Here is a 24,099-nt window from a genome sequence, read left to right as displayed (position 1 = left end):
TCAATAGAAGTACAGGCAGGTATCCCAGCGCTCTTCGGTGTGGTGGCGCAGGCCGATCTTGTAGTCGCCACGCACACTTTCGACAAAACGGGTGATATCCAGCAAATCGCCAGACCGGTGATAAGCCGAAATGGCCATTTTCGGGCGCCCACGACTGATGTGCTCACGGGCCCCCTGCAAGGCCTGCAATTCCGCCCCTTCGATGTCCATCTTGATCAGCGTCGGGCTGTCATCAAGCAATGAATCCAGACGGCGCACATCGACATCCCGGCAGATGGCCTGGGCAGTAGCGGCAGATAACAGGTGACCGCCGTGCCCGCCCTCATGCAAGAACGGCATCAGCCCGTCTTCGTTGCTCAACGCACAACCCAGCAACTCGATGGCACCTGACTGGGCAGGCGCGAGAGTACCGTTGTAACCGCTGATGAAGGATTGAATGGTGGCCCGATTGACTTCATCCGGCTCGATCATCCAGATCTTCTGGAAGCGGCCGTCGGTCGCATCGAGAAAGGCCTTGGCGGACTCGGCAATCGAGGCGCCACAGTCAGCGAATCGCTCATTCTGATCAGGCAGCCACAAGCCGGAACGGAAATACAGGGTCAAGTAGGGCTTGGCAGCGTTGAGTATCCACTCGGGGTCGCACGTCAAATGGCCGAGCAAAACGCTGAACAGGGTGAAGCGTGAATAGTCATCGTCCAGACGCCGCCCGAGAGCGATCAACTCCTGGGCGTGAGCAACAATGTAGCTGCCCCAGTCATCAATCCGATGGTCGCTCGCCGGGTTGATGGAAAGCAGCCGCAAGCCCTGCTCAAAGTTGAGCATGGGGATGTTGTTGCGCAGCGCCAGGCTTTTGAAATAACGCCGGGAGTGATCATACCGACAGCCATTGACACTGATCAGCGCAGTATCCCGGGCCAACTTCAGGAAGGCATCCGAACTGATCACCGGAACGCCATGAAAGCTTTCCATCTTGCCGGCCTTGAAGTCGTCGACCACGGCAACAATCCGCACTCTGCCGGCAGCTTCATTGATAAAGAGTTGAGAGAACTGGGTCGTTCCCAACAGCACGACTTTTGTTTCACGCCCATTTGCGTCGTAGACATGACAGGCCTCAGGCGCAATACAGAAGCGCGGATCATGTTGATACGCAGAGACCGCCCGCTGAAAGATGGTGACCAGGTTTTCATAGTTACCAGCCACTTCCAGCCCTTTAACACCAGCATAATTACTCGGCATACCCACTCCAGAAACGGCCCGCCCAATTGCCTGAGCGAATCGGCAAGATAATTAACATTCAGTTTTTCAGGATTCTGGCGCCATCTGGCATCAGGGCATCATAAAAGGACTTGTCAGCAAGGACTTCCGGCAACTTCCCGCCCAACAACCACTCGCAATGGCGACCGACTTTCGTGCCCGCCAGCGCAAAGCTGCCAGCGGAGAGCGTGGTGCCCCTGCCGATTTCCACGCCGCGCCCCAGGGTCACACCCGCCTGCAAGGTCACACAGGCCCCTAACTGCACGGAGCAGTCCAGAGTTACCTGGCGATCAAGCCAGGAGCCCAGCCCCACTACCGCACCGGAGGCCAGGTTGCAGCCCGCCCCCACATAGGCATTGCCTTGCAGAACGGCGTTTTCTTCAACAATGGATCGAGGCGAAACCAGATTGAACAGGCGATACCCCGCCAACCGAACCTGAGCAATCAACTTGTATCGCGAATAGTTGACCGCACGCTCATCCAGCGCCACAAACACTTCGAAGTCTTGCGCCGGATACCGATCGATGAATTCATCCAGCTGAAAGTTGTAACGATCAGCCGAAAGCAGGCGGTGCTGCACATGGGGCAAGCCCAGCTCAGTGGCCATCTGGCAGGCATGCTCGAAGGCCCAGCCCTCCCCCAGCACGATATGGCGAGTCATGGGCGCTCTCCCAAAACATGAGTTCTATACCAGAGATGCTGTTGAACGATATGCGCCTCATACTCGCCGTGCATGAAGCGCCGAGAGTGCTCACCGAACCCATCCTGCAAACGCTCGAGCACAACCGTGTCCTCGGCTATGACCTTGCGCTCGCCACGAATCAAAGTTGCCAGCAACGCAGTAAAGTCGGTGCGGACATCCTTGCGTGTGGCGGTCATCATCCACAGGTGATAATCGGTAACCCCAGGGGATACGGGATCGTACTGCTGAAGTAGAAAGTGATCACCCTTGACACTACAGAAGTTGACATTGGGATAAATGAACCAGTTGTAGTAGGCATGTTCACTGCCATATTTTTCGCACAACGGCGCAAACCAGTTCTCGTAGGGCTTGATCAGAGCCTTGGTGCTGTAACTCAGCGAGTCAAGTTCAGGAGATTCGGCAGTAGAAATCAGCCTGATGACTTCCGATCCTCCGTCATCGCCAACTACAGGGATCTCCTTGACCATTTGATTCATGGCCGGCATGAAGGTTTGCGGATGAATAAAAGGAACGTGGTTATAGTCTTTCACGTTCTCCATATTCAACTTCCAGTTATACCGGACCTGATGGCAACTGTAGATAATCTGCGAATCCAGATGAGAGGACACATCCTGCAACTGCCCGATGAACTCATCCGTAAATTGCTCATTCAGTGCAATGGGACTCTGCGCAAAATTCACAAACAACAACTGGCCGACTTCCTCCAGATGAAGTTTCTTCAGGCAGATCTTTTCTCGCTCCGCGGCACTGAACTGGTAAAGCCCATGATTGGGTATGCCACGCAACTCGCCCTCGGCACCAAATGACCAGGCATGGTAAGGGCAGACCATAGGGCGCTTGCCGGCACTCTCGGTCTGAATAGGCGACAGCCGATGGGGGCACTCATTGATAAAGGCCCGGATACCGGCTTCGGTTCTCTGAACCAGGATCGGCACACCCGCCACCTTGCGAGTGAAGAACTGATTTCGCTCGCGCACCATCGACGTGAACCCGACGAAGGTCCACAACGCGCCAAACAAGTGGGCACGCTCGCGAGAAAGAGTTTCCTGGGAGGTGTAATGGCTTGCATCCAACGCATGACGCGACATAAAACGTATCCACAAAAAAGACCGAGCAGCGAGATGAATACCCAGCCTTCAATCCTGCTTGGTGAAAATGACTCGAGCAGGGTTGCCCACCACCGTCGCACCGGCAGGAACATCCTTGAAGACCACGGCTCCCATGCCGATCACCGCTCCATCACCCACAGTGACCCCGCGGGATAGCATGGCCCCGGAGTTGATCACCACACCGTTGCCCACCTTGACGTAGCCGGCCAACAAACAACGGGGCGCGATATGTACATAGTCGCCAATCACCACGTCGTGACCGATCATGCTGTCTTGATCGATAAAGCAGTAATTACCGATCTGACTATCAACGCCGCAACTTACGTCATAGCCGAAAAACGTTGGCCCCCAAGCTGTTCTAACACCAAGGAAACCAGGTCTTCCATAGTCAATGAACTTCGCGCCTTTGCCGAGCAGCAGTTTCACCTGTTTTTCTCTACTCGCAGGATCTCCGATCGCAACGATAAACAAGTCGTCGGACTGTGGTTGAAAATGCTCCGGATACCCTAACCAGGGACAATTAAGAATCTCCGCTACAACCTCAGGCCCACGCTCATCCAGAAAACCGGCGATGATCCAATCAACTCCACAGGCTACATCAGCCTCCATTCGAGCCAATACCTGACGCCCAAGTCCGCCAGCCCCCAATATGATCACTCGCCGCATATTGCCCCCATGGCTCGTTAAATGGTTAACCCACCGTCCATGATAAGCGTCGAGCCAGTTATCCATCGGCTTGCATCGGAGAGCATGAAAATGCATGCATTGGCTACATCATCCGGCATACCAAAGCCCAGAAGTTGCCCTTGGCCCAGCGTATCCATGGAGACCATCTTTTCAGCATCGTCCACCAAGGGCGTATGTACCAATGCTGGCGAGAGACAATTAACCCGGATTCTATGTTTAGCCACTTCCGTTGCAAGGCATCGCGCCATGGCAATCAATGCTGCCTTGGTACCGGAATAGCCGCCAACCCCTGCCACTCCTTTATGTGCAGCAATGGATGCAATAAATAAAATAGCCCCATCAGCCGCAACAAGATTGCGTCTCAAAACACCTTGAGTCAGCAGAAAAGGGGCTTCGACATTGGTTCGGTGAAGCACTTGAAGATGGGACTCAGTCATCATCCGAGTTGGAGACAGCCTGGAGATCCCCGCTGAATGTACCAAACCGTGTATCTTCGAATCGAGTGCAGCGATTACAGCATCTCGCTCAGCCGCAACGGTAAGATCCGCTACAACCATTTTATGATCCAGACTCGAAATGCTCTGCAACTCTTCAAACGTCTTGGTCAGGCGCTCCTTATCACGCCCAGTGGCAATAATCTCGGCGCCCATGCGAGCACAATTCAAAGCCGTTGTGAGTCCAATCCCCGAACTGGCCCCGGTCACCAAGACCCGCTTGCCCTTGAGACTGAATGGATTAAAGCTGTTATCAGCCACTATGCTGCCCTCCGAAGAAATTTGCGGTCAGTGGGAGGAGTGACCTCCCGGCCCTATCAGGACTCAATCAAATCAGGAAACTTCGCCCCTTGGATATCCACCAAGCAGGTTCCCCATGACAAGCCAATACCAAACCCTGACAGCACTAAACGCTTAGTTCCTTCTTCAAGCTGTTTATTGATTCGTGCAGTCATGGTGACTGGCAGCGAAGCACCGCTGGTGTTGCCAAAATCCCGCAAGGTCGAAGGAACTTTCTCGACTGGAAGTTCCAACTTTCTACGAATGGTCTCGTTGATCATTCGATTGGCCTGGTGAAAGATGAAGTAATCGACTTCGTCTTTTGAAACATTGGCATATTCAAGCAATTTTTCTACCGCCGGTGGAACCCGCTGAGTGGAAAAGCTCAGCACCGCAGTACCGTCGAGTTGCAAGTCGACAGCTCGATGCCAGTGATCATTTTCATTCTCACGGAATGGCACCAGATGCTGTATGCCTACCGGCTCACGATGCCCACCAACCGGAAGGATGATCGCTTTGTGGCCGCTACCATCGCTATTCAGGTCGAAGTACATGGGCGGGGCATCCGCACAGAACTCCATCGCCGTAGCGGTGCCGGCATCCGAAAAGATCGGGTCATTGAGCTGGGCACCGCTGTCCCCAACCAGCACCAAGCCTTTCTTGATACCTCCGGCACTGATCAGCGATCCGAGCAGATGCAGGCCGAACGGATAGCCGGAACACCCGAGGTTGACGTCGAACGCCAGGGTGGTATGGGGCAACCCCAGACGATCCTGAAGAATGATCGCAGTGGCAGGCGCCAGGTAGTCCGGGGACTGGGTAACCACGATCAGCGCGTCGATTTCCTCGAGCTTCCACTCCAGGCTTTCAATGAGCTTGGAGGCTGCATCGAAGGCCAGGTCGGAAAAACACTGCCACTCTTGCGTCAGCCTTCGCAGCTCGATACCGATATTGCGCACCAGCCTTTCGCGTTCTGGGCGAATCTGCGGCTTGCAATCAGTCAGATTGGAAACAACTCGTTTAGGAACGCAAGTTGCCATACCGGCAAAGCGCACGGAATTCAACGTAACGAGTGGCATGAGGCTTATCCTACCAAGTTGTAAAGATCACCAACGGTAACAGCCTTTTCAAGGTCGTCGCCCGAGATCACTTTCTTGTACTCAATATCAAACATGACAATCACACCCAATGCCGCGAGCGAATCCCACTCTGGCAAATTGCGCAACTCCGTCTCCATGGTGACTTCAACTGGCTCCTGAAAATCGGTGGCAGACAGAAAGTTTTCGATAAATGCTTCTTTGCTCATAACAGCCTCTTAATAATCAGAATCTGCGGTTTAAAATTCCGCAAAACACTCGCCTTCTTGGCGAAAGCCCCTCTCCAGTACGTTATATATTCGCCGAGTTTCCTGAGCGAATGACAGCAACGATCCGTTGCAGGTCCTCTGGCTCCAACCCTGGATAAATGGGCAGACAGATAACCTTTTCAGCCAACGCTTCGGCCACTGGCAAAGCATGGCGATGGAGTCCTTCCATACCTTCATACACCGACATCTGGGTAATCAGGGGATAGAAATAACGGCGCGCGAATATATTGTGCTCCTGCAACAACCCATAGAGTTGATCGCGGCTCAGCGCATATTCGGGCTCAATGGCAATCGGAAAGTAGGCATAGTTCGAGACAAGAGCGGCCGGTACCGGGTCCAGGTTAATACCTTTGATGGTTCGCAATTCAGAGCGATAGAAACAATCGATAGCTCTACGCTGTTCCAGGGCCGCGTCGATATGCTGCAGCTGCAAGAGCCCGAACGCAGCATTTACTTCACTCATCTTGCCGTTGATGCCACAGGTCACCACCGTGACCTCATCCACAAAACCAAAATTCCTCAATTGATCGATATGCAACTTTGTCTGTTCATCCGGGCTGATGATCGCACCGCCCTCGAAGGTATTGAAAACCTTGGTTGCATGCAGACTCAGGACACTGAGGTCGCCATGGCGCAGTACACTGCCACCGGCATCTTCCACGCCAAACGCGTGGGCGCCGTCAAAAATTACTTTCAATCCATGTTTATCGGCGATGGCCTGAATCGCCTCTACATCACAGGGATTGCCATAGCAGTGCACCGGCATGATGGCGGTCGTCTGTGGCGTAATGGCCTGTTCTATCTTTTTAGGGTCGATGTTGAAGGTCTGTGGATCGATATCGACAAACACCGGGGTCAAGCGATTCCACACCAAGGCATGGGCCGTAGCGACAAAAGAATAAGGCGTGGTAATCACTTCACCCTTCACATGCAGCGCTTGTAAAGCGGTAATCAGGGCCAATGTTCCATTGGCAAACAACGACAAATGCCCGACCCCCAAGTAACGAGCCAGTGCTTGCTCAAGTTCTTGATGGAAGGGACCGCAATTGGTCAGGCGCTTGTTTTTCCAGATCTGCTCCAGATAAGGAACAAATTCCTCTAACGGCGGCAGTAGCGGACTGGTAACTGTAATTATTTTTTCCATGACTTATCAGTTCTGAGCAGTTCGAACATCCCAAAGAACAAAGTCAATCCACCCGCTTTTTTCAGATTGATTCTGCCTAGTCAAAAAAGTAACCATTTCCATACACTGGCTACCCACAAGCAATAATCCAGCCAACAATCTGGCGGCGCTCGCCTCAGGAGTCGCGCCGCAGATCCGGCGGAATCGGCAGGTCCTTGAGCGGATCCGGGCGCTTGCCCTTGCCCGCGCGGTGCTGGCGGATCTGATAGACGTAGGCCAGTACCTGGGCCACCGCCAGGTAAAGCCCGGCAGGAATCTCTTCCTCAAGCTCGGTGGAATAGAAGATCGAACGCGCCAGGGCCGGCGACTCCAGCAGCATGACTTCGTGGGCCACGGCGATCTCGCGAATCTGCAAGGCCAGGAAGTCGCTGCCCTTGGCCAGCAGCACCGGCGCCCCGCCCTTCTCGGCATCGTATTTGAGCGCCACGGCGTAGTGGGTCGGGTTGGTGATGACCACATCGGCCTCCGGGATCGCCGCCATCATCCGCCGCTGGGACATCTCGCGCTGCAACTGGCGAATCCGCTGCTTGACCTCGGGCCGCCCCTCCTGGTCCTTGTGCTCGTCGCGCACTTCCTGCTTGGTCATCAACAACTTCTTGTGGGCCTGGTACAGCTGCACCGGCACATCCACTGCGGCAATCAGGATCAGCCCGCAGGCCATCCACAAGGTGCTCCAGCCCACCACCTGGATGCTGTGGATGATCGCCTTCTCCAGGGGCTCATGGGCGATACGCAAGAGGTCGTCGATATCTGCCGAGAGCACCGAGAGCGCCACGAACAGCACCAAGGCAAACTTGGCCAGGGCCTTGAGCAGCTCGATCAACGCCGTGGGGGAAAACATCCGTTTGAGGCCATTGGCCGGGTTCATCCGGCTGAACTTGGGCGCCAGGCTCTTGCCGGCGAACAACCAGCCGCCCAGGGAAATGGGGCCGATGACCGCCGCCAGCAGCAGGGTCAGCAGTACCGGCTGCACCGCCAGGATGGCGATCTTGCCCGAATGCAGCAGGTACAGGCCCATGGCCCCGGGGCTGAGCAGCACTTCACGGGGCAGGGAGAAGTTCAGGCGCATGATTTCCAGCAGGTCCAGGGCCAGGCCACCACCATAGACCAGCAGACCGCCCGCCCCCGCCAGCATGATGGCCAGGGTATTGAGCTCCTTGGAGCGGGCAATCTCGCCCTTTTCCCGGGAGTCCTTTTTGCGTTTCTCCGTGGGCTCTTCTGTCTTGTCCTGACCGCTCTCGCTCTCTGCCATGGCTCAGCGCGCCTTTGCCAGTTCGCGTAAGAACTGCAAGGCCTCGGAGGCCAGCGGTTGATACTGATTGAGAATGTCAGCCAGGCTGACCCAGACGATGCCCATACCCAGCACCAGGGTCAGGGGAAAGCCGATGGAGAAGATGTTCAATTGCGGCGCCGCGCGAGTCATGACGCCAAAGGCGATGTTCACCACCAGCAGCGCGGTGATCGCCGGCAATACCAGCAGCAGCGCCGCCCCCAGCACCCAACCGAGCTTGCCTGCCAGCTCCCAGTAATGGTTGACCATCAGGCCGCCACCCACCGGCAGGGTGGTAAAGCTCTCGGTAAGCACCTCGAACACCACCAGGTGGCCGTTCATGGCCAGGAACAACAGGGTCACCAGCATGGTGAAGAACTGCCCGATCACCGCCACCGACACACCGTTGGTGGGGTCGACCATGGAAGCGAACCCCATGCCCATCTGGATCGCCACGATCTGTCCGGCAACCACGAAAGCCTGGAAGAACAGCTGCAGGGAAAACCCCAGTACCGCGCCGATCAGGATCTGTTCGGCGACCAGCAACAGGCCACTGAGATCCAGGGCGTGCACTTCGGGCATGGGCGGCAGCCCCGGCGCTATCACCACGGTGATCGCCAGGGCAAAGTACAAGCGTACCCGCCGCGGCACCAGAGTGGTCCCGAAGACCGGCATCACCATCAGCAGCGAGGTGACCCGGAACAGCGGCAACATGAAGCTCGCCACCCAGGTACTGATCTGGGTGTCGGTCAACGCCAGCAGGGACATGGGCTCAGCCGATCAACTGCGGAATACTGCCGTACAACTGACGGATGTATTCCATGAAGGTTTGCACCAGCCAGGGCCCGGCGACAATCAGGGTCACCAGCATCACCAGCAGGCGCGGCAGGAAGCTCAGGGTCTGTTCGTTGATCTGGGTGGCGGCCTGGAACATGGCCACCATCAGGCCCACCAACAAGCTGGGCACCACCAGCACCGCCACCATCATGGTGGTCAGCCAGAGCGCTTCGCGAAACAGGTCTACCGCGACTTCCGGAGTCATTGTCGATCACCCGCAAACAAGGTTTTAAACACCACCGAAACTGCCCGCCAGGGTGCCGATGATCAACGCCCAACCGTCCACGAGGACGAACAGCATGATCTTGAACGGCAGGGAAATGATCAGGGGCGAGAGCATCATCATGCCCATGGCCATCAGCACACTGGCCACCACCAGGTCGATGATCAGGAACGGAATGAAGATCATGAAGCCGATCTGGAACGCAGTCTTGAGCTCGGAGGTGACGAAGGCCGGGACCAGGATGGTCAGCGGCGCCTGGTCGGGGCTGGCGATGTCGGTGCGCTTGGACAGGCGCATGAACAGCTCCAGGTCGCTGCTGCGGGTCTGCGCCAGCATGAAGTCCTTGATCGGCACCTGAGCCTTGGCCACGGCGTCCTGGGCGGTGAGTTTTTCCGCCAGGTAAGGCTGCAAGGCGTCCTGGTTCACCCGGTCGAACACCGGCGCCATGATGAACAGGGTGAGAAACAGCGCCATGCCGGTGAGGATCTGGTTCGACGGGGTCTGTTGCAGGCCCAGGGCCTGACGCAGGATCGAGAAGACGATGATGATCCGGGTAAAGCTGGTCATCAGCATGACGAACGCTGGAATGAAGCTCAGCGCCGTCATGATCAGCAGGATCTGCAGGCTGACCGAATACTCCTGCTGGCCGCTGGCATTGGTGCCAAGGGTGATCGCCGGGATCGACAACGGGTCCGCCGCCAACGCCAGCGGCGCCGCCAGCATCAGTGCCAACGTCAAGATGATGCGCAACGGCATTACTTCTTATCCTTCTGATCCTTGCCCAACAGCTCCATCAGGCGCTGGGCGAACTCGGGCGTCGCCTGCTCGGCATTGGGCACCTGCACCGGCTCCTTGAGCACATGCAACGGGGTGATGGTGCCCGGAGTCAGGCCCAGCAGGATCTGTTCGTTGCCAACCTGCACCAGCACCAGGCGATCGCGCGGGCCCAGAGCCCGGGAGCCGATCAGTTCGATCACCTGCCCCTTGCCGGCAGGACCGGCCTGCTGCACCCGGCGCAACAGCCAGGCCAGGAAGAAGATCACGCCGATCACCAGCAGCAGGCCCAGTACCAGCTGGGTCAACTGGCCGCTGACACTGCCGGTCACGGGCGCAGCCGCAGCCACCGCGGCGGTGGCCGCCGGTTCCGCGGCCAGGGCGCTCAGAGGCAGCGCGAATGCAATGCCAAGCAGCTTGTTCACTTAGCGCAGCTTCTTGATGCGTTCGCTGGGGCTGATCACGTCAGTCAGGCGAATGCCGAACTTTTCGTTGACCACCACCACCTCGCCATGGGCGATCAGGGTGCCGTTGACCAGCACGTCCAGCGGCTCGCCGGCCAGGCGATCGAGCTCGATCACCGAGCCCTGGTTGAGCTGCAGCAGGTTGCGAATGTTGATATCGGTGCTGCCCACTTCCATGGAGATCGATACCGGGATATCCAGAATCACGTCCAGGTTAGGACCGTCCAATGTGACCGGCTCATGGTTCTTCGGCACGCTGCCGAACTCTTCCATCTGCAAGCGCCCGGAACTTGACGCGGCGCCGGCGTCCGCCGCCAGCAGGGCATCGATATCCGCCTGACCGGCATCACCGGTTTCTTCCAGCGCAGCAGCCCACTCGTCGGCCAGCGCCTGGTCGTCCTGGGAGTTAATTTCGTCAGCCATCATGGGTCCTCGACGGGCAAAAATTCATTGAACAGCAAACAGGTTGGAGCGCCGCTCAACGGCGCTCGATCGGCTCGATCACTTGCAGCGCCAGGTTGCCCTTGTGGGAACCCAGCTTGACCTTGAACGACGGCACGCCATTGGCGCGCATGATCATGTCTTCGGGCAGCTCCACCGGGATCACATCGCCAGGCTGCATGTGCAGGATGTCCCGCAGGCGCAACTGACGACGGGCGACAGTGGCACTCAGCGGCACGGCCACATCCAGCACGTCCTCGCGCAGAGCCTTGCTCCAGCGTTCGTCCTGGTCGTCCAGGTCGGACTGAAAGCCGGCGTCGAGCATTTCGCGGATCGGCTCGATCATCGAATACGGCATGGTCACGTGCAGGTCGCCGCCACCGCCATCGAGCTCGATGTGGAAGGTCGACACCACGATGGCTTCGCTGGGACCGACGATGTTGGCCATGGCCGGGTTCACTTCCGAGTTTATGTACTCGAAGTTGACCGGCATGATCGCCTGCCACGCCTCCTTGAGATCGACGAAGGCCTGCTCCAACACCATGCGCACCACCCGCAGTTCGGTCGGGGTGAATTCACGCCCTTCGATCTTCGCGTGGCGGCCATCGCCGCCGAAGAAGTTGTCCACCAGCTTGAATACCAGCTTGGCGTCAAGAATGAACAGCGCGGTGCCGCGCAGCGGCTTGATCTTCACCAGGTTCAGACTGGTAGGCACGTACAGCGAGTGCACATACTCGCCGAACTTCATTACCTGCACGCCACCCACTGCCACGTCAGCCGAACGGCGCAGCATGTTGAACATGCTGATACGGGTATAGCGAGCGAAACGCTCGTTGATCATTTCCAGGGTCGGCATGCGTCCACGGACGATGCGATCCTGGCTGGTCAGGTCATAGCTTTTGACACTGCCGGGCTCGGCAGCGTGTTCGGTCTGTACCAGACCGTCGTCGACGCCATGCAACAGCGCATCGATCTCATCCTGGGACAGCAGGTCCTGCACGGCCATGTCGTGTTCCTACTGCAGTACGAAGTTAGTAAAGAGCAACTGCTCGACCACCACTTTGCCCACCTCTTTCTGCGCCACTTCCTGAACGCTGGCGGTGGCCTTCTGGCGGAGCATTTCCTGGCCGACCGGAGTGGCCAGGGTGTCGAAACTCTGCCCGGAGAAGAGCATGACCAGGTTGTTGCGGATCACCGGCATGTGCACTTTCAGCGCATCCAGGTCGGCCTGATTGCGCGCCAGCAGGGTAATGCTCACCTGCATGTAGCGCTGCCGGCCGTTCTGCGTGAAGTTGGCAACAAAGGCTGGGGCCATGGGCTCGTAGATCGCCGCAGGCTTGACGTTGCTGGCGGTCTCCGCAGCCGGGGCCGGCTTGCTCTGAGCACTGTGCATGAAGTACCAGGTGGCGCCGACCGACAGGCCGATGGCCAGCAACAATGCCAGGACAATCAAGAGGATAAGCTTGAGTTTGCTTTTCCCTGCGGTGGGTTTTTCTGCTGCTTCGCTCTTCGCCATGCCAATAATCCGTCACTAATCGGGGGTTCACAGTCGCACGGCAAGGCAAGAGCAAGTGTTATGCCAGATTTGTCAGAAAGGCGGGGATCAACAGCGAAGGGCAATGCTGCGAAGGGAAACCTGGGGTGCAAGCTGTTGCAGTTACACCACGAGGATCAGTGCAGGGGCCGGTAGCGGCCCCCGCCACAGGTCAGGCGTAGTAGTCGACGGCGCTGCTGCCGATCACGGTCTGTACCGGAGCCTGCACTTCCGCCACGGCCGGGGACGACTCATCATCGCCACTGTCCAGGCGCCCGCCGCTGGTGCTGGAACCGCTGCGGCGATTCTGCTCCTGCTGGGCCTGCTCCTGGCCCTGCCAGCCACGGGACTGATCGGAGACGTTGACGTCCACCTGCCCCAGGCCCTGCTGGTTGAACATGTCGCGCATGCGGTGCATCTGCCCTTCCAGGGCTTCGCGAACGCCAGCATGGGCACTCATGAAGGTGACCTGGGTCTGCTGGTCCGGAATCATGTGCACGCGAATGTCCAGGCGCCCAAGCTCGGCCGGCTGCAACTGGATGTCTGCCGACTTGAGGCTGGTGCTGGACAGGTACATCACCCGGTTGACCACCTCTTCGGTCCAGCCATTCTGGTGCATGGCCAGCGGCTGGTTGACCGGCACCGCGTTGGCCGTCTTGGGCGTCGCGGCCTGGGTCAAGGCCGCCAGGCGATTGGCGAAATCATCCACCCGGGTATCACTGGAAGCCCCCTTGAGGTCCTTCAAGCCATCGGCGATCAACCCGCTAAAGGCCTTTTCGCCGCCCTGCTCGGTGCCGCTCTTGCCCGCCTGCTGCTCGAGCATGCCGGCCATGCCATTGGCGAAGTTCTGCACCGAGGCCAGCTGCCCTTCATTGCCGGCATTGCCTGGCGCGGCCTTCGGCTGGCTCTGGCTGGACGCCGACACATGGCCGCCCTGCTCCATGGCCAGGCGCACCGCAGGCAAGGCATCCAGAGGATCAGCCTCGGGGTCGAATTCAGGCTTGGCCGGCTCGACGGGTGGCGCCACCACTGCGGCAACGATGGCCGGCGCAGGGGCGACGGGAGCCGCCTCGACCGGAGGCGGCGCAGGTGTCGCCGGGGCCGGTTCAGCCGGCACCACAGGCTGTGGCGGCGCGACCTGTACCAGGCTTGGATCCAGCATCGGATCGCTGGGGGGCGGAGCGTCGGTTTGTGCGGTATCAGCCGGCTTGGCAGCATCTGTGGGCGCTGTTTTGCTGTCGCTGCCGGCCGGCTTGTCGGCAGGCAAGGATTTGCCGCTATCGGCAACGGCTGGCTGCGGCGCGGCAGAAGAGTCCTTGCTGACATCCTTCTTCGGGCTACTGTCAGCCCCCTTGTCGCGCACCGGTTTGGGCGAGTTGTCGGCAAAGCTTGGAGGCTTGGCCTGCGGCTGGTTCTGGGATTCCTTGGCGTAGAGCTGCGCGAAGCTGGAAGCCTTGTCCCCAGGCTCGGCAATGCTCGCCAGGGGGCTGACAGGCGCCGCTTGAGTCTTGGACTTAGCGCTGGCCTGGGCAGTGGCCTGAAGAAGCGAATTAGGGGTAACAGCCATGGGACAGTCTCCGCTGCACGGGGATCATAGGTACAGTTGGAAGACTTGACTGCAAAGGCCGGGCCAGCTTTATCAATCCGCAGATAAAAAGCTGTTTCTCAACAATGAAAGCGCTGCAGCTCCTGCTCGCACAAGCGTCGAACGATAGCGAACTCGCCGTCGATCTCCCCCACCAATTGTCGAATGCCATCCGCGGCCGACTGCCCGGCCCGCAGTTCCAGCTGATGACAGAGTTCGGCCAGGCGGGTGGCGCCCATGTTGCTGCTGCTGCCCTTGAGGCTGTGGGCGGTGGCTACCAGCAAAATCGTATCCTCGGACTTATGCAGCAGCCGCACACGCTCCTCGGAATCACAGACGAAGGTATCCAGCAGGACGGGATATTCATCCTCCATCACCTCTTGCAAAGCATTGAGCACCGTGTGGTCCAGATGAATCTCAGCCACTTGTTCACTCCTTGATCAAGAACCCGGGAATTATGCCAGAGCCTCCCAAGAAAACTCCACGCAGACACTGCGCCCATCATCCGCCCACACGGCCTGCCGGCTCATCTGCCGGATCAGACTGACGCCACGCCCCGACAGACGCTCCATATCATTGGGCCGCGCCAGGACCGCAGCCACATCGAAACCCTCGCCACTGTCCTCGACACGCACCACCAGGCGCCCTCCCGCTTCCAGGGGCTGCACTTGCAGATGCACCCGGACAAAACCCTCCTGCAACTGCGCAAGCCGGGTCGAGCGTTCGCGGTAATAGCGGGTAAACCCCTCGGCATCGCGCTTGAGCCGCGAGTCGAGCTTGAGCACGCCATGCTCCAGGGCATTGGAGTAGAGCTCCGCCAAAACGCTGTACAGCGCCCCGCTCTGGGAACGCAGGCCATGCACCTCAAGCAACAGTTGCAGCAGATAGGGCAAGGGATTGAAACGCTTGAGGGTGGCAGCCCGAAACTCGAAACTCACCGACCAGTCCAGCGGGCAGGACTGGCCACTGTCGGAGTACACCAGAGCCGGCGGCGCCAATCGGGGAAACTCCGGCAACCCCACCTCGACCATGCTCACATCATCCCGGGCACTACCGCCAAAGCGCTCCAGGGCCTGCCGAATCTCTTCGAACAGCTGATCTTCCTGGCGATTGGCGGCAAACACCTGGTGCAATCGCTCGACGCCAAACAGTTGCTCCTCGGTGTTACACGTATCGATCACCCCATCCGACAACAGGAAGACGCGGTCTCCCGGCGCCATGGAAAACACCTCGGTGCTGTCCTCGAAGGCCTCGGCGCTCAACACACCCAGGGGCAAGTGGCGAGCCACCAGCGGCGTGCGTGCGCCGCTGGCGTGCCGATACAGATACCCTTCGGGCATGCCGCCGTTCCACACCTCCACCGCCCGCCGCTGGGAACTCAGGCACAGCAGGGTGGCACAGCAGAACATGTCCACGGGCAGGATGCGCTTGAGCTTGGCATTCATCTCCCGCAGGGTTTCCGGCAGGCCGTAGCCCTTGGCGGTCATGCCGTAGAACACCTCCGCCAGCGGCATGGCGCCTACCGCCGCAGGCAGCCCATGGCCGGTGAAATCCCCCAGCAGTACGTGCATGTCTCCGGCCGGGGTGTAGGCCGCCAACAACAGGTCGCCATTGAACAGGGCATAGGGCGATTGCAGGTAACGGATATTCGGCGCATCCAGGCAGCCGGCATGGGCGACCTTGTCGAACACCGCCTTGGCCACCCGCTGCTCGTTGAGCAGGTAGTCGTGGTGGCGAGTGATCTGGTCACGCTGGTGCAGCACGGTCTCTTGCAGACGGCGCAGGCGGTCCATGGCGTTGATCTTGGCACCCAGCACCACCGGGTTGTAAGGCTTGGCCAGAAAGTCGTCGCCACCCGCTTCCAGGCAGCGGGCCAGGGCCTCGCCACCGCTCAAGGAGGTGAGAAAGATGATCGGCACCAGGGTCTCGCCGGCCAGGGCCTTGATCTGCCGGGCAGCCTCGAAACCGTCCATCACCGGCATCAATGCATCCATCAGCACGATATGCGGGCGCTGTTGCTGAAACAGCTGCACCGCCTCGGCGCCGTTGCTTGCCGCCAGCACCTGATGCCCCTGGCGCCGGATGATGCTGGACAGCAGCATGCGGTCCGCTGCGCCATCTTCGGCGATCAGCACACACAGGGGCTCGAGCATCGACCGCATACCGGTCAACTGATGTCGAAAAGCTTGTCGAAGTTGGAGATGGCGAGGATCTTGCGCACATCCGAGTTGCTGTTGATTACCCGGACATCGGCGTTGTCGCCGCCGGCGTGGTCACGCAGCAACAGCAGCATGCCCAGGGCCGAACTGTCGAGATAGGTGGCTTCCTTGAGGTCCACCACGATGGACTCCGGTGTCCGGTTGAGTCGCTCGTAGGATTCGCGAAACTCCTGGTGGCGTCCGAAATCGAAACGGCCTCTGATGGAGATCGTGAGTTTTTGCCCGTCCGGGGATATTTCTGTAACGACCGACATGTGACTGCTTCCTTGTCATTGACGACGTTTAAAAGGTTTAGCACCCACTCGCCGGGGGGACAACCTGCGTGAGGCAAATGAGCACTATCAGTATGGGCTCTGACGAGGCAAGCGCTGGGAAAGTTCATCCAGCAACTTCTGCTCACGCTTGTCCTCAAGCGCCCGCGCCTCGTCGATATAGCGCTGCACCAGCTTGCGCAGCCCCTCGACCCGGGCATAGGCCTGCTGCCAGGCTTCCCGGGCGCGATCGAGGTTGTTCTGGTGCCAGGCCAGGCTCTGTCGCTGCTGACCGACGGCGGTATCCAGCTGGCTGAGAAAGTACTGGTAGTTCATCAGCCAGTGGCCACTGACCCCCAATTTGCCGCGCTCGACCCACTGTTCCTGGTAGTCGCCACGAAAACGCTCCAGGTCCCCCAGCTTGCTCTCGGCCACACGCACCTGGCCGTGAAAGTACTCCAGGCGCTGGGCGGCCGTGCGCTCGGCACTCTCTGCCATGTCCACCACCGGCGCCAGGCGCGCGGCACGGCTATCAGCCATGGCCGGTTACCCGCCCGCTGCCGGAGCGAATAGCATTTCCAGGTGGGTCTGGCTATGGCCCAGGCTGATGTTGTCATTGAGCCCCTGGCGCAGGTACGCAACCATGGCCGGATGCAGGGAAATGGCCGTATCGGTATCCCGGTCGCCGCCGGCCACATAGGCACCGACGCTGATCAGGTCCCGGGCCTGCTGGTAACGCGACCACAGCTGTTTGAAGTACTGCGCCCGCGCCATGTTGTCAGGGCTGATCACCGCCGGCATGACCCGACTGATGGAGGCCTCGATGTCGATGGCCGGGTAGTGCCCCTCTTCCGCCAGGCGCCTGGACAGCACGATATGCCCGTCGAGCACGCCCCGCGCCGAGTCGGCGATCGGGTCCTGCTGGTCATCGCCTTCGGACAATACCGTGTAGAAGGCGGTGATCGAACCGCCGCCGGCCTCGGCATTGCCGGCACGCTCCACCAGTTTGGGCAGCTTGGCGAACACCGAAGGCGGATAACCCTTGGTGGCCGGCGGCTCGCCGATGGCCAGGGCAATTTCCCGCTGGGCCTGGGCGAAACGTGTCAGGGAATCCATCAGCAACAGGACGTTCTTGCCCTTGTCGCGAAAATATTCGGCGATCCGCGTGCAGTACATCGCAGCCCGCAGACGCATCAGCGGAGCGTCATCCGCTGGCGAGGCCACCACCACCGAACGCTTGAGGCCTTCCTCACCCAGGATGTGCTCGATGAACTCCTTGACCTCACGTCCCCGCTCGCCGATCAGCCCGACCACAATGATGTCGGCCTCGGTAAAGCGGGTCATCATGCCCAGCAGCACGCTCTTGCCCACGCCGGTACCGGCGAACAGGCCGAGACGCTGACCACGACCTACCGTCAATAAACCGTTGATGCTGCGAATACCCACATCCAGCGGCTGGCTGATGGGGTCGCGCTTGAGCGGGTTGATGGTGGGACCGTCCATCGGCACCCAGTCTTCGGCACGCATCGCGCCCTTGCCATCCAGCGCCCTGCCGGCGCCGTCCAGCACACGCCCGAGCATGCTCATGCCCATGGGCAAACGGCCGGTGTCGGCCAGGGGCACCACGCGCGCGCCCGGAGCGATCCCGGCCACGCTGCCCACCGGCATCAGGAATACCTTGCTGCCGGAGAAACCCATGACCTCGGCTTCGACCTTGACCGGGTGGTAGCTGTCATCGTTGATCACCATGCACCGGGTGCCCATGGCCGCGCGCAAGCCTTCGGCTTCCAGTGTCAGGCCGACCATGCGCAACAAGCGGCCCTCAAGGATCGGCTGGCCCGGCAGGCTGATGGCCTGGGCATAGCCCCCCAGGCGCTTGCCGAAGCTGGTGCGTTCAAGGCGCATTGCTAGGGTCCGCTGGCTCGTGCGCGGCGTCAGGGTCAATAGCGGGGTCGGCGATGTCGCTCTGCGGCGCCGAGGGCGTCAACGGCCCCAGGTCCAGGCCAAGGTCCGCCTCCGCCGGATGCAGCGATTGTTCGTGCAACTGGTCGGACAGCTGGTCCATCGCCTGGGCGATCCGGGTTTCCATGCTGGCGTCGATACGGCTGTGCTCGGTCTCGACCCGGCAACCGCCGGGCAGCAGCGCTTCGTCCTCGACGATGCGCCAGCTTTCCTCATGGCGCTCGCGCAGGCTTTTGACCTGCTCGAAATCCTGCGGATTGACGTACAGGCGTACATTACCGACGCCCAGGGGCAGCAGCTTGAGCGCCTCGCGCATGACATGTTCGATCTGCGTGGAGTCCATCGCCAGCTCGCGCTGGATCACCTGGCGGGTGATATGCCGCACCAGCTCCACCAGGGTCTTTTCAATCTGGGTGTCCTGCTCGGCAATGGGCTCGAACAGGTTGGCCATCAGCTGCTCGAGCGCCTGCAACTTGGCGCTCAGTGCCACTTCGGCTTCCTGGCGCACTTTGAGGGTGGTGCTGTGAAAGCCCTCTTTCTCGCCGGTGGCGAACCCTTCGTTATAGGCTTCCTGGCGGATGCTCTCGAGCTCTTCAAGGGTCAGCGGCTGGACTTCCTCCAGCGGCACTTCCTCGATCTCCTCCTGCACCTCTTCCGGCTCGGGCTCAGGCTCGGGCGGCTCGGGATCGAAACTGGGCAGCGCCCAGACGTCAAAACCCTCGACGTCCCGGGCGCGAATCAGCTCGCTTTGGGACTCATCACTGCTGGACGACATAAAGCGACCTTAGATCATTTCTTCGCCGCCCTTCCCGCCGAGAACGATTTCTCCGGCTTCGGCCATACGGCGGGCAATGGTGAGGATTTCCTTCTGCGCGGTTTCCACATCGCTGACGCGAACCGGGCCCTTGGCTTCCAGGTCGTCGCGCAGCAGTTCCGCCGCACGCTTGGACATGTTCTTGAAGATCTTTTCCTTGACCCCTTCGTCCGAGCCCTTGAGGGCCAGCACCAGCACGTCGGAAGAGACTTCGCGCAGCAGCGCCTGGATACCGCGATCGTCGACATCGGCGAGGTTGTTGAAGACGAACATCAGGTCTTCGATCTGGCCCGACAGGTCTTCGTCCACTTCGCGGATCGAATCCATCAGTTGGCCTTCGATCGAGCTGTCGAGGAAGTTCATGATGTCGGCTGCACGCTTGATACCACCCAGGGTGGTCCGCGATGCGTTGGAGTTGCCGGAGAACTGCTTCTCGAGAATCTGGTTGAGTTCCTTGAGCGCCGCGGGTTGCACGGTGTTGAGCGAGGAAACCCGCAGGATGATGTCCAGGCGCGCCTTGTGGTCGAAGTTGCCGAGCACTTCGCCGGCCTGGTCAGGATCGAGGTAGGCCACCACGATGGCCTGGATCTGCGGGTGCTCGTAGCGGATCACGTCGGCAACGGCCCGCGGCTCCATCCACTTCAGGCTGTCCAGGCCGCTGGTGTTGCCACCCAGCAGAATGCGGTCGATCAGGCCGTTGGCCTTGTCTTCGCCCAGGGCCTGGGTGAGCATCTTGCGCACGTAGTCATCGGAACCGACGCCGAGGCTGGTCTGGTCGCCGACAATGTCGACGAACTCGCTCATCACCTGTTCGACCTGCTCACGGTGCACGTTACCCATCTGCGCCATGGCCACGCCCACCCGCTGAACCTCTTTGGGGCCCATGTGGCGCAACACTTGCGCAGCATCGGTAGAACCCAGGGACAGCAGCAGGATCGCGGCTTTGTCGACCCGGGTCAGTTTGGCGGTAGCGGCTCGGTTATCACTCATCTGCGTTAATCCACTCTTTCACGACCTGAGCCACTCGACCCGGGTCTTCAGCCACCAGACTCTTGATTGCGTTCAACTGAGCGTCATAACCCTCGCTCGGGCTCGGCAGCAGAATGCTCTGCGGGCCGCCGAGGCTCACGCGGTCGTTGCCCAACTCACCGTCCAGGCCGCCCATGCCGCCCAGTTCGACGTCACTGCCCAGGCCTGCCAGTTCTTTGTTCTTGCCGCCGCCAGTGATGTTGTTGAGCACCGGACGCAACACGCCGAACACCAGCACCAGGATGAACAGCACGCCGAGCACTTGCTTGACGATGTCCCAGAACCAGGGCTGCGAGTAGAACGGAATATCGGCGATCACTTCCCCGCGTTCGGCGGAGAACGGCACGTTGATCACGCTGACGCTGTCGCCACGGCTGGCATCGAAGCCCACGGCGTCCTGCACCAGACGGGTGAAACGCGCCAATTCGTCGGCGCTCCACGGCGCTCGGCTGGTTTCGCCATTGGCCGGGTTGACCTTGACCTGGTCGTCCACCACTACCGCTACCGACAGACGATTCAGGCGACCCTGCTGCTGCTTGGTATGGCTGATGGAGCGATCGAGCTCAAAGTTCTTGGTGGATTGTTGACGCTTGTCCGACGGGTACGGCGCCAGCATCGGCTGGCCGGTGGCCGGGTCCATGATCTGTTGGCCGTTGGCGTCCAGCAGTGGCTGGCCCGGTTGCACCATGCCGGCGGCGGCAGTGGCGCCACCGGTGGTTTGTGGCGCAGAGGCCGGCGCTGGCGGCTGGTTGCTCAGAGCACCCGGCACGCCTTGCGGGCCGTTGCTGCTGGAGCGCTGCTCATTCACCGACTGCTCGCTGCGCAGGGCCGGCTGGTCGGGGTTGAACTGTTCGGAGGTGGATTCCACGGCACTGAAGTCGACGTCCGCCGAGACTTCAGCCTTGTAGCGATCGTTGCCCAGCACCGGTTGCAGGATGTTGTGCACCCGCTGGGTCAGCATGCCTTCCAGGCGGCGGCTGTAGTCGAACTGCTTGCCAGCCATGGTCAGTGCGGAGTTTTCCGCCTGATCGGACAACAGGTTGCCCTTCTGATCGACCACGGTGACCTGGGACTTGTTCAGCTCGGGAACACTGGTCGCCACCAGGTTGACGATGGCCATGACCTGGCCGGGCTCCAGGGAACGGCCGGAGTAGAGTTCTACCAGGACCGAGGCGCTGGGCTTGCGTTCATCACGCACGAACACCGAGCTTTTGGGAATCGCCAGGTGTACCCGGGCGCCCTTGACGTTGTTCAGGCTGGAGATGGTGCGAGCCAGCTCACCCTCCAGGCCGCGACGGTAACGGGTCGCTTCCATGAACTGACTGGTACCCAGGCCCTGCTCTTTATCGAGGATCTCGAAACCGACGTTGCCGTCACCCGGCGCTACGCCAGCAGCGGCCAGCTTCAGGCGAGCTCGGGACAGGTCATCGGCCTTGACCAGCAAGGCGCCGGAATTGGGCTCTACGGTGTAAGGAATGTCGGCAGAGGCCAGGGTATCCATGACCTGCTTGGCGTCCATGCCCGCCAGGCTGCCGTACAGCGGCCGGTAATCGGGTTGCTGGGACCACAGCACCACGGCAAAACCAATCGCCACGCTGGCGGCCAGGCCCACCAACAGGCCGACCTGACGCAGCATGGTCATCTGGGACAGGTTTTCCAGGAAGGACAAACCGAACAGCGGCGGTTTACCGTCGATCGGGGCGGCCTTGGCCGGTACGTTATCGGCGACTGCTTCTGCCATGACTCAATCTCGTCCTTAAACCGGCATCTGCATGATGTCTTGATACGCTTGAACCAGCTTGTTGCGAACCTGGGTCAAGGCTTGAAAAGACACGCTGGCCTTTTGCGAGGAAATCATCACGTCCGTCAGGTCGACACCGCTCTTGCCAATTTCAAAGGCACTGGACAGCTGATTGGACGCCTGCTGAGTGTCATTGACCTTGTTCACGGCCTGGCCAAGCATGTCAGCAAAGCTGCTGCCGCTGACTTCTGCCACCGCGGCGGATTTAGGCTGCGACATTGCGTCCATCTGCATGGCACGCATATCCAGCATCAACCGATTAAATTCAACACCTTGGCTCATGGTCTACTCTCTCTGACGACCCGCAATTTTTTGACGCTCACTCAGCGGTTAGTGAGGTGTTAGCAACAAGGGTGCCAGCTCCATGGCCCTTATCGACAAAAGCCCATCCCGGGCTTGCCTCTCACAGATCAGGTCGCGAACAGATAGGCCTCGACGTCCATTCCAGCATCGCGCATTTGCGCCAACTTGTAGCGCAAGGTCCGCGGGCTGATACCCAGGCGTTCCGCGGCCTCCTTGCGTCGCCCGCGCTCGGAGCGCAGGGTATCGATGATCATCTGAAACTCCCGGCGCCGCAGGTCATCGCCCAGGCCGCCGGATTCTTGAGCCGGCACCTCCACCTCGGCAGCCGTGCCCCGCGCCGCCATCTGCACCACGGGCGCCAGCGCCGGCAGCGGAGCACAAGCCACAGGGCCGGCAAGACAGAAATCTTCCGGCTGGATCAAGCCCCCCTGCTGCAGGATCAATGCGCGCTGCAATGCGTTGTCCAGCTCTCTAACGTTGCCTGGCCATGGATAGGCCAGCAGGCAGTCCTGGGCCTTGGCCGACAGCCTGGCCGCCGCGTGCTTCATTTTATTGACGTGCTTGGCCAGCAGGCGCTCGGCCAGAGGCAGGATATCGGCGGTACGCTCGCGCAACGGCTTCCAGGCCAGAGGAAATACCGACAAACGGTAATACAAGTCCTCACGGAAACGGCCGGCCGCTACCTCCCCCGCCAGATCGCGGTTGGTGGTGGCGACCACGCGGATATCCAGGGTGATCGGCTTGCGCGCACCAACCCGCTCCACTTCGCGCTCCTGCAAGACCCGCAGCAGCTTGGCCTGCAAGCCCAGAGGCATTTCGGAAATCTCGTCCAGCAGGATGGTGCCGCCATCGGCCTGCTCGAACTTGCCGGGCTGGGCAGCGATGGCCCCAGTGAAAGAACCCTTTTCGTGCCCGAACAAAGTGGCTTCGAGCATGTTGTCCGGGATGGCCGCGCAGTTGATGGCGATAAACGGCTGATTGACCCGATGGGAATGCTGATGGATATAGCGCGCCAGCACCTCCTTGCCAGTGCCGGATTCACCGGAAATCAGCACCGTGGAATCGCTGCGGGCCACCCGCGCCGCCAGCTCCAGCAACTGAGCGCTGGCTGGTTCGAAGGCCACAGGCCCCTCATCCTCGCCAACACCCAGGCTGCCCAAGGCATGGCGCGCCACCAGGTCCAGCAGGGCCCGCGGCTCGAAAGGCTTGACCAGATAATCGGCCGCCCCCTGGCGCATGGCTTCCACGGCACGCTCGACGGCGCCATGGGCAGTCATCAGCAACACCGGCAGTTGTGGCTGGCGGGCTCGCAGCAGGCCAAGCAATTGATGACCATCCATGCCCGGCATGTTGACGTCGCTGACCACCAGGCTGAAGGGCTCGGAGGCCACAGCTCCCAATGCTTCCTCAGCACTGCCGACAGCCTTGTAGTCATGACCGGCCAGCAGCAGGGTATCCGCCAGGGCCTCGCGCAATGCGCGGTCGTCTTCAACCAGTAGAACCTTGATTGCCATTAC

Annotated in this window: 27 protein-coding genes; all 27 read right to left on the bottom strand. The window is 60.0% G+C overall.

Annotation, left to right across the window (positions count from 1 at the left end):
* Window positions 1-1,236, bottom strand: coding sequence for an FkbM family methyltransferase (locus AC1RL5_RS30605; protein ID WP_194238183.1), 1,236 nt, complete (start codon window positions 1,234-1,236; stop codon window positions 1-3).
* A 58-nt stretch (window positions 1,237-1,294) separates the two neighbouring features.
* Window positions 1,295-1,915, bottom strand: a complete 621-nt coding sequence (locus tag AC1RL5_RS30600; RefSeq protein ID WP_492590159.1) for an LbetaH domain-containing protein — start codon at window positions 1,913-1,915, stop codon at window positions 1,295-1,297.
* Window positions 1,912-3,045, bottom strand: coding sequence for an aromatic ring-hydroxylating oxygenase subunit alpha (locus AC1RL5_RS30595; protein WP_176876763.1), 1,134 nt, complete (start codon window positions 3,043-3,045; stop codon window positions 1,912-1,914). The genes AC1RL5_RS30600 and AC1RL5_RS30595 overlap by 4 nt, the downstream gene beginning before the upstream one ends.
* Window positions 3,046-3,093: 48 nt before the next feature.
* A complete protein-coding gene (locus tag AC1RL5_RS30590) occupies window positions 3,094-3,732 on the bottom strand; it encodes an acetyltransferase (protein WP_072451675.1) in 639 nt (212 codons plus the stop codon).
* Window positions 3,733-3,749: 17 nt separating this feature from the next.
* Window positions 3,750-4,508: an SDR family NAD(P)-dependent oxidoreductase gene (locus AC1RL5_RS30585; protein WP_072451676.1), complete on the bottom strand. Its 759-nt coding sequence runs from the start codon at window positions 4,506-4,508 to the stop codon at window positions 3,750-3,752.
* Between the two features lie 56 nt (window positions 4,509-4,564).
* A complete protein-coding gene (locus AC1RL5_RS30580) occupies window positions 4,565-5,605 on the bottom strand; it encodes a ketoacyl-ACP synthase III (RefSeq protein WP_072451677.1) in 1,041 nt (346 codons plus the stop codon).
* Window positions 5,606-5,610: 5 nt separating this feature from the next.
* A complete protein-coding gene (locus tag AC1RL5_RS30575) occupies window positions 5,611-5,832 on the bottom strand; it encodes an acyl carrier protein (RefSeq protein ID WP_072451678.1) in 222 nt (73 codons plus the stop codon).
* 82 nt (window positions 5,833-5,914) lie between these two features.
* Complete coding sequence (locus AC1RL5_RS30570) at window positions 5,915-7,036, bottom strand: DegT/DnrJ/EryC1/StrS family aminotransferase (protein ID WP_072451679.1); 1,122 nt, start codon at window positions 7,034-7,036, stop codon at window positions 5,915-5,917.
* Between the two features lie 154 nt (window positions 7,037-7,190).
* On the bottom strand, window positions 7,191-8,327 hold the full coding sequence (gene flhB, locus AC1RL5_RS30565) for a flagellar biosynthesis protein FlhB (RefSeq protein ID WP_011059990.1): 1,137 nt from the start codon (window positions 8,325-8,327) through the stop codon (window positions 7,191-7,193).
* A 3-nt stretch (window positions 8,328-8,330) separates the two neighbouring features.
* On the bottom strand, window positions 8,331-9,113 hold the full coding sequence (gene fliR, locus AC1RL5_RS30560; RefSeq protein WP_072451680.1) for a flagellar biosynthetic protein FliR: 783 nt from the start codon (window positions 9,111-9,113) through the stop codon (window positions 8,331-8,333).
* Between the two features lie 4 nt (window positions 9,114-9,117).
* Window positions 9,118-9,387 carry a flagellar biosynthesis protein FliQ gene (fliQ, locus tag AC1RL5_RS30555; RefSeq protein WP_011059988.1) on the bottom strand — a complete coding sequence of 90 codons (270 nt, stop codon included), beginning with the start codon at window positions 9,385-9,387 and terminating at the stop codon, window positions 9,118-9,120.
* A gap of 24 nt (window positions 9,388-9,411) precedes the next feature.
* Window positions 9,412-10,161: a flagellar type III secretion system pore protein FliP gene (fliP, locus tag AC1RL5_RS30550; protein WP_072451681.1), complete on the bottom strand. Its 750-nt coding sequence runs from the start codon at window positions 10,159-10,161 to the stop codon at window positions 9,412-9,414.
* Complete coding sequence (gene fliO, locus AC1RL5_RS30545) at window positions 10,161-10,604, bottom strand: flagellar biosynthetic protein FliO (RefSeq protein ID WP_072451682.1); 444 nt, start codon at window positions 10,602-10,604, stop codon at window positions 10,161-10,163. The genes fliP and fliO overlap by 1 nt, the downstream gene beginning before the upstream one ends.
* The gene (gene fliN / locus AC1RL5_RS30540) at window positions 10,605-11,066 is read right to left on the bottom strand and encodes a flagellar motor switch protein FliN (RefSeq protein WP_011059985.1); all 462 of its coding nucleotides are present in this window, start codon (window positions 11,064-11,066) and stop codon (window positions 10,605-10,607) included. It lies immediately after the preceding gene.
* Between the two features lie 55 nt (window positions 11,067-11,121).
* Complete coding sequence (fliM, locus tag AC1RL5_RS30535; RefSeq protein WP_011059984.1) at window positions 11,122-12,090, bottom strand: flagellar motor switch protein FliM; 969 nt, start codon at window positions 12,088-12,090, stop codon at window positions 11,122-11,124.
* Window positions 12,091-12,099: 9 nt separating this feature from the next.
* Window positions 12,100-12,600, bottom strand: coding sequence for a flagellar basal body-associated protein FliL (gene fliL, locus AC1RL5_RS30530; protein WP_011059983.1), 501 nt, complete (start codon window positions 12,598-12,600; stop codon window positions 12,100-12,102).
* Between the two features lie 190 nt (window positions 12,601-12,790).
* Window positions 12,791-14,185 (bottom strand): flagellar hook-length control protein FliK, encoded by a 1,395-nt coding sequence (locus tag AC1RL5_RS30525; RefSeq protein WP_207238963.1) that lies wholly within the window; start codon window positions 14,183-14,185, stop codon window positions 12,791-12,793.
* Between the two features lie 98 nt (window positions 14,186-14,283).
* A complete protein-coding gene (locus tag AC1RL5_RS30520; protein WP_011059981.1) occupies window positions 14,284-14,628 on the bottom strand; it encodes an Hpt domain-containing protein in 345 nt (114 codons plus the stop codon).
* Window positions 14,629-14,658: 30 nt separating this feature from the next.
* Window positions 14,659-16,365: a fused response regulator/phosphatase gene (locus AC1RL5_RS30515; protein WP_065363380.1), complete on the bottom strand. Its 1,707-nt coding sequence runs from the start codon at window positions 16,363-16,365 to the stop codon at window positions 14,659-14,661.
* Window positions 16,366-16,370: 5 nt separating this feature from the next.
* The gene (locus AC1RL5_RS30510; RefSeq protein WP_011059979.1) at window positions 16,371-16,676 is read right to left on the bottom strand and encodes an STAS domain-containing protein; all 306 of its coding nucleotides are present in this window, start codon (window positions 16,674-16,676) and stop codon (window positions 16,371-16,373) included.
* Between the two features lie 87 nt (window positions 16,677-16,763).
* Window positions 16,764-17,213 (bottom strand): flagellar export protein FliJ, encoded by a 450-nt coding sequence (gene fliJ, locus AC1RL5_RS30505; protein ID WP_011059978.1) that lies wholly within the window; start codon window positions 17,211-17,213, stop codon window positions 16,764-16,766.
* Between the two features lie 6 nt (window positions 17,214-17,219).
* Window positions 17,220-18,578 (bottom strand): flagellar protein export ATPase FliI, encoded by a 1,359-nt coding sequence (fliI, locus tag AC1RL5_RS30500; protein WP_015634633.1) that lies wholly within the window; start codon window positions 18,576-18,578, stop codon window positions 17,220-17,222.
* A complete protein-coding gene (gene fliH / locus AC1RL5_RS30495; protein ID WP_019095440.1) occupies window positions 18,568-19,410 on the bottom strand; it encodes a flagellar assembly protein FliH in 843 nt (280 codons plus the stop codon). The genes fliI and fliH overlap by 11 nt, the downstream gene beginning before the upstream one ends.
* A gap of 9 nt (window positions 19,411-19,419) precedes the next feature.
* Window positions 19,420-20,439 carry a flagellar motor switch protein FliG gene (gene fliG / locus AC1RL5_RS30490; protein WP_011059975.1) on the bottom strand — a complete coding sequence of 340 codons (1,020 nt, stop codon included), beginning with the start codon at window positions 20,437-20,439 and terminating at the stop codon, window positions 19,420-19,422.
* Window positions 20,432-22,219 (bottom strand): flagellar basal-body MS-ring/collar protein FliF, encoded by a 1,788-nt coding sequence (gene fliF / locus AC1RL5_RS30485; RefSeq protein ID WP_011059974.1) that lies wholly within the window; start codon window positions 22,217-22,219, stop codon window positions 20,432-20,434. The genes fliG and fliF overlap by 8 nt, the downstream gene beginning before the upstream one ends.
* Window positions 22,220-22,234: 15 nt before the next feature.
* Window positions 22,235-22,561, bottom strand: a complete 327-nt coding sequence (gene fliE, locus AC1RL5_RS30480; RefSeq protein ID WP_011059973.1) for a flagellar hook-basal body complex protein FliE — start codon at window positions 22,559-22,561, stop codon at window positions 22,235-22,237.
* A gap of 128 nt (window positions 22,562-22,689) precedes the next feature.
* Window positions 22,690-24,096, bottom strand: a complete 1,407-nt coding sequence (locus AC1RL5_RS30475; RefSeq protein WP_103407416.1) for a sigma-54-dependent transcriptional regulator — start codon at window positions 24,094-24,096, stop codon at window positions 22,690-22,692.
* Between the last annotated feature and the right edge of the window lie 3 nt (window positions 24,097-24,099).

Source organism: Pseudomonas sp. GW822-FHT06D10, assembly GCF_058799535.1.
Note: the sequence above shows the minus strand (reverse complement) of the source record. Positions and strands in the feature narration are given on the sequence as shown.

Bases quoted from the DNA above. Each gene is read 5' to 3' on its own strand.
- AC1RL5_RS30605 (WP_194238183.1), bottom strand. From the start codon at position 1,236: ATGCCGAGTAATTATGCTGGTGTTAAAGGGCTGGAAGTGGCTGGTAAC.
- AC1RL5_RS30600 (WP_492590159.1), bottom strand. From the start codon at position 1,915: ATGACTCGCCATATCGTGCTGGGGGAGGGCTGGGCCTTCGAGCATGCC.
- AC1RL5_RS30595 (WP_176876763.1), bottom strand. From the start codon at position 3,045: ATGTCGCGTCATGCGTTGGATGCAAGCCATTACACCTCCCAGGAAACT.
- AC1RL5_RS30590 (WP_072451675.1), bottom strand. From the start codon at position 3,732: ATGCGGCGAGTGATCATATTGGGGGCTGGCGGACTTGGGCGTCAGGTA.
- AC1RL5_RS30580 (WP_072451677.1), bottom strand. From the start codon at position 5,605: ATGCCACTCGTTACGTTGAATTCCGTGCGCTTTGCCGGTATGGCAACT.
- AC1RL5_RS30575 (WP_072451678.1), bottom strand. From the start codon at position 5,832: ATGAGCAAAGAAGCATTTATCGAAAACTTTCTGTCTGCCACCGATTTT.
- AC1RL5_RS30570 (WP_072451679.1), bottom strand. From the start codon at position 7,036: ATGGAAAAAATAATTACAGTTACCAGTCCGCTACTGCCGCCGTTAGAG.
- flhB (WP_011059990.1), bottom strand. From the start codon at position 8,327: ATGGCAGAGAGCGAGAGCGGTCAGGACAAGACAGAAGAGCCCACGGAG.
- fliR (WP_072451680.1), bottom strand. From the start codon at position 9,113: ATGTCCCTGCTGGCGTTGACCGACACCCAGATCAGTACCTGGGTGGCG.
- fliQ (WP_011059988.1), bottom strand. From the start codon at position 9,387: ATGACTCCGGAAGTCGCGGTAGACCTGTTTCGCGAAGCGCTCTGGCTG.
- fliP (WP_072451681.1), bottom strand. From the start codon at position 10,161: ATGCCGTTGCGCATCATCTTGACGTTGGCACTGATGCTGGCGGCGCCG.
- fliN (WP_011059985.1), bottom strand. From the start codon at position 11,066: ATGGCTGACGAAATTAACTCCCAGGACGACCAGGCGCTGGCCGACGAG.
- fliM (WP_011059984.1), bottom strand. From the start codon at position 12,090: ATGGCCGTGCAGGACCTGCTGTCCCAGGATGAGATCGATGCGCTGTTG.
- fliL (WP_011059983.1), bottom strand. From the start codon at position 12,600: ATGGCGAAGAGCGAAGCAGCAGAAAAACCCACCGCAGGGAAAAGCAAA.
- AC1RL5_RS30525 (WP_207238963.1), bottom strand. From the start codon at position 14,185: ATGGCTGTTACCCCTAATTCGCTTCTTCAGGCCACTGCCCAGGCCAGC.
- AC1RL5_RS30515 (WP_065363380.1), bottom strand. From the start codon at position 16,365: ATGCGGTCGATGCTCGAGCCCCTGTGTGTGCTGATCGCCGAAGATGGC.
- AC1RL5_RS30510 (WP_011059979.1), bottom strand. From the start codon at position 16,676: ATGTCGGTCGTTACAGAAATATCCCCGGACGGGCAAAAACTCACGATC.
- fliJ (WP_011059978.1), bottom strand. From the start codon at position 17,213: ATGGCTGATAGCCGTGCCGCGCGCCTGGCGCCGGTGGTGGACATGGCA.
- fliI (WP_015634633.1), bottom strand. From the start codon at position 18,578: ATGCGCCTTGAACGCACCAGCTTCGGCAAGCGCCTGGGGGGCTATGCC.
- fliH (WP_019095440.1), bottom strand. From the start codon at position 19,410: ATGTCGTCCAGCAGTGATGAGTCCCAAAGCGAGCTGATTCGCGCCCGG.
- fliG (WP_011059975.1), bottom strand. From the start codon at position 20,439: ATGAGTGATAACCGAGCCGCTACCGCCAAACTGACCCGGGTCGACAAA.
- fliF (WP_011059974.1), bottom strand. From the start codon at position 22,219: ATGGCAGAAGCAGTCGCCGATAACGTACCGGCCAAGGCCGCCCCGATC.
- fliE (WP_011059973.1), bottom strand. From the start codon at position 22,561: ATGAGCCAAGGTGTTGAATTTAATCGGTTGATGCTGGATATGCGTGCC.
- AC1RL5_RS30475 (WP_103407416.1), bottom strand. From the start codon at position 24,096: ATGGCAATCAAGGTTCTACTGGTTGAAGACGACCGCGCATTGCGCGAG.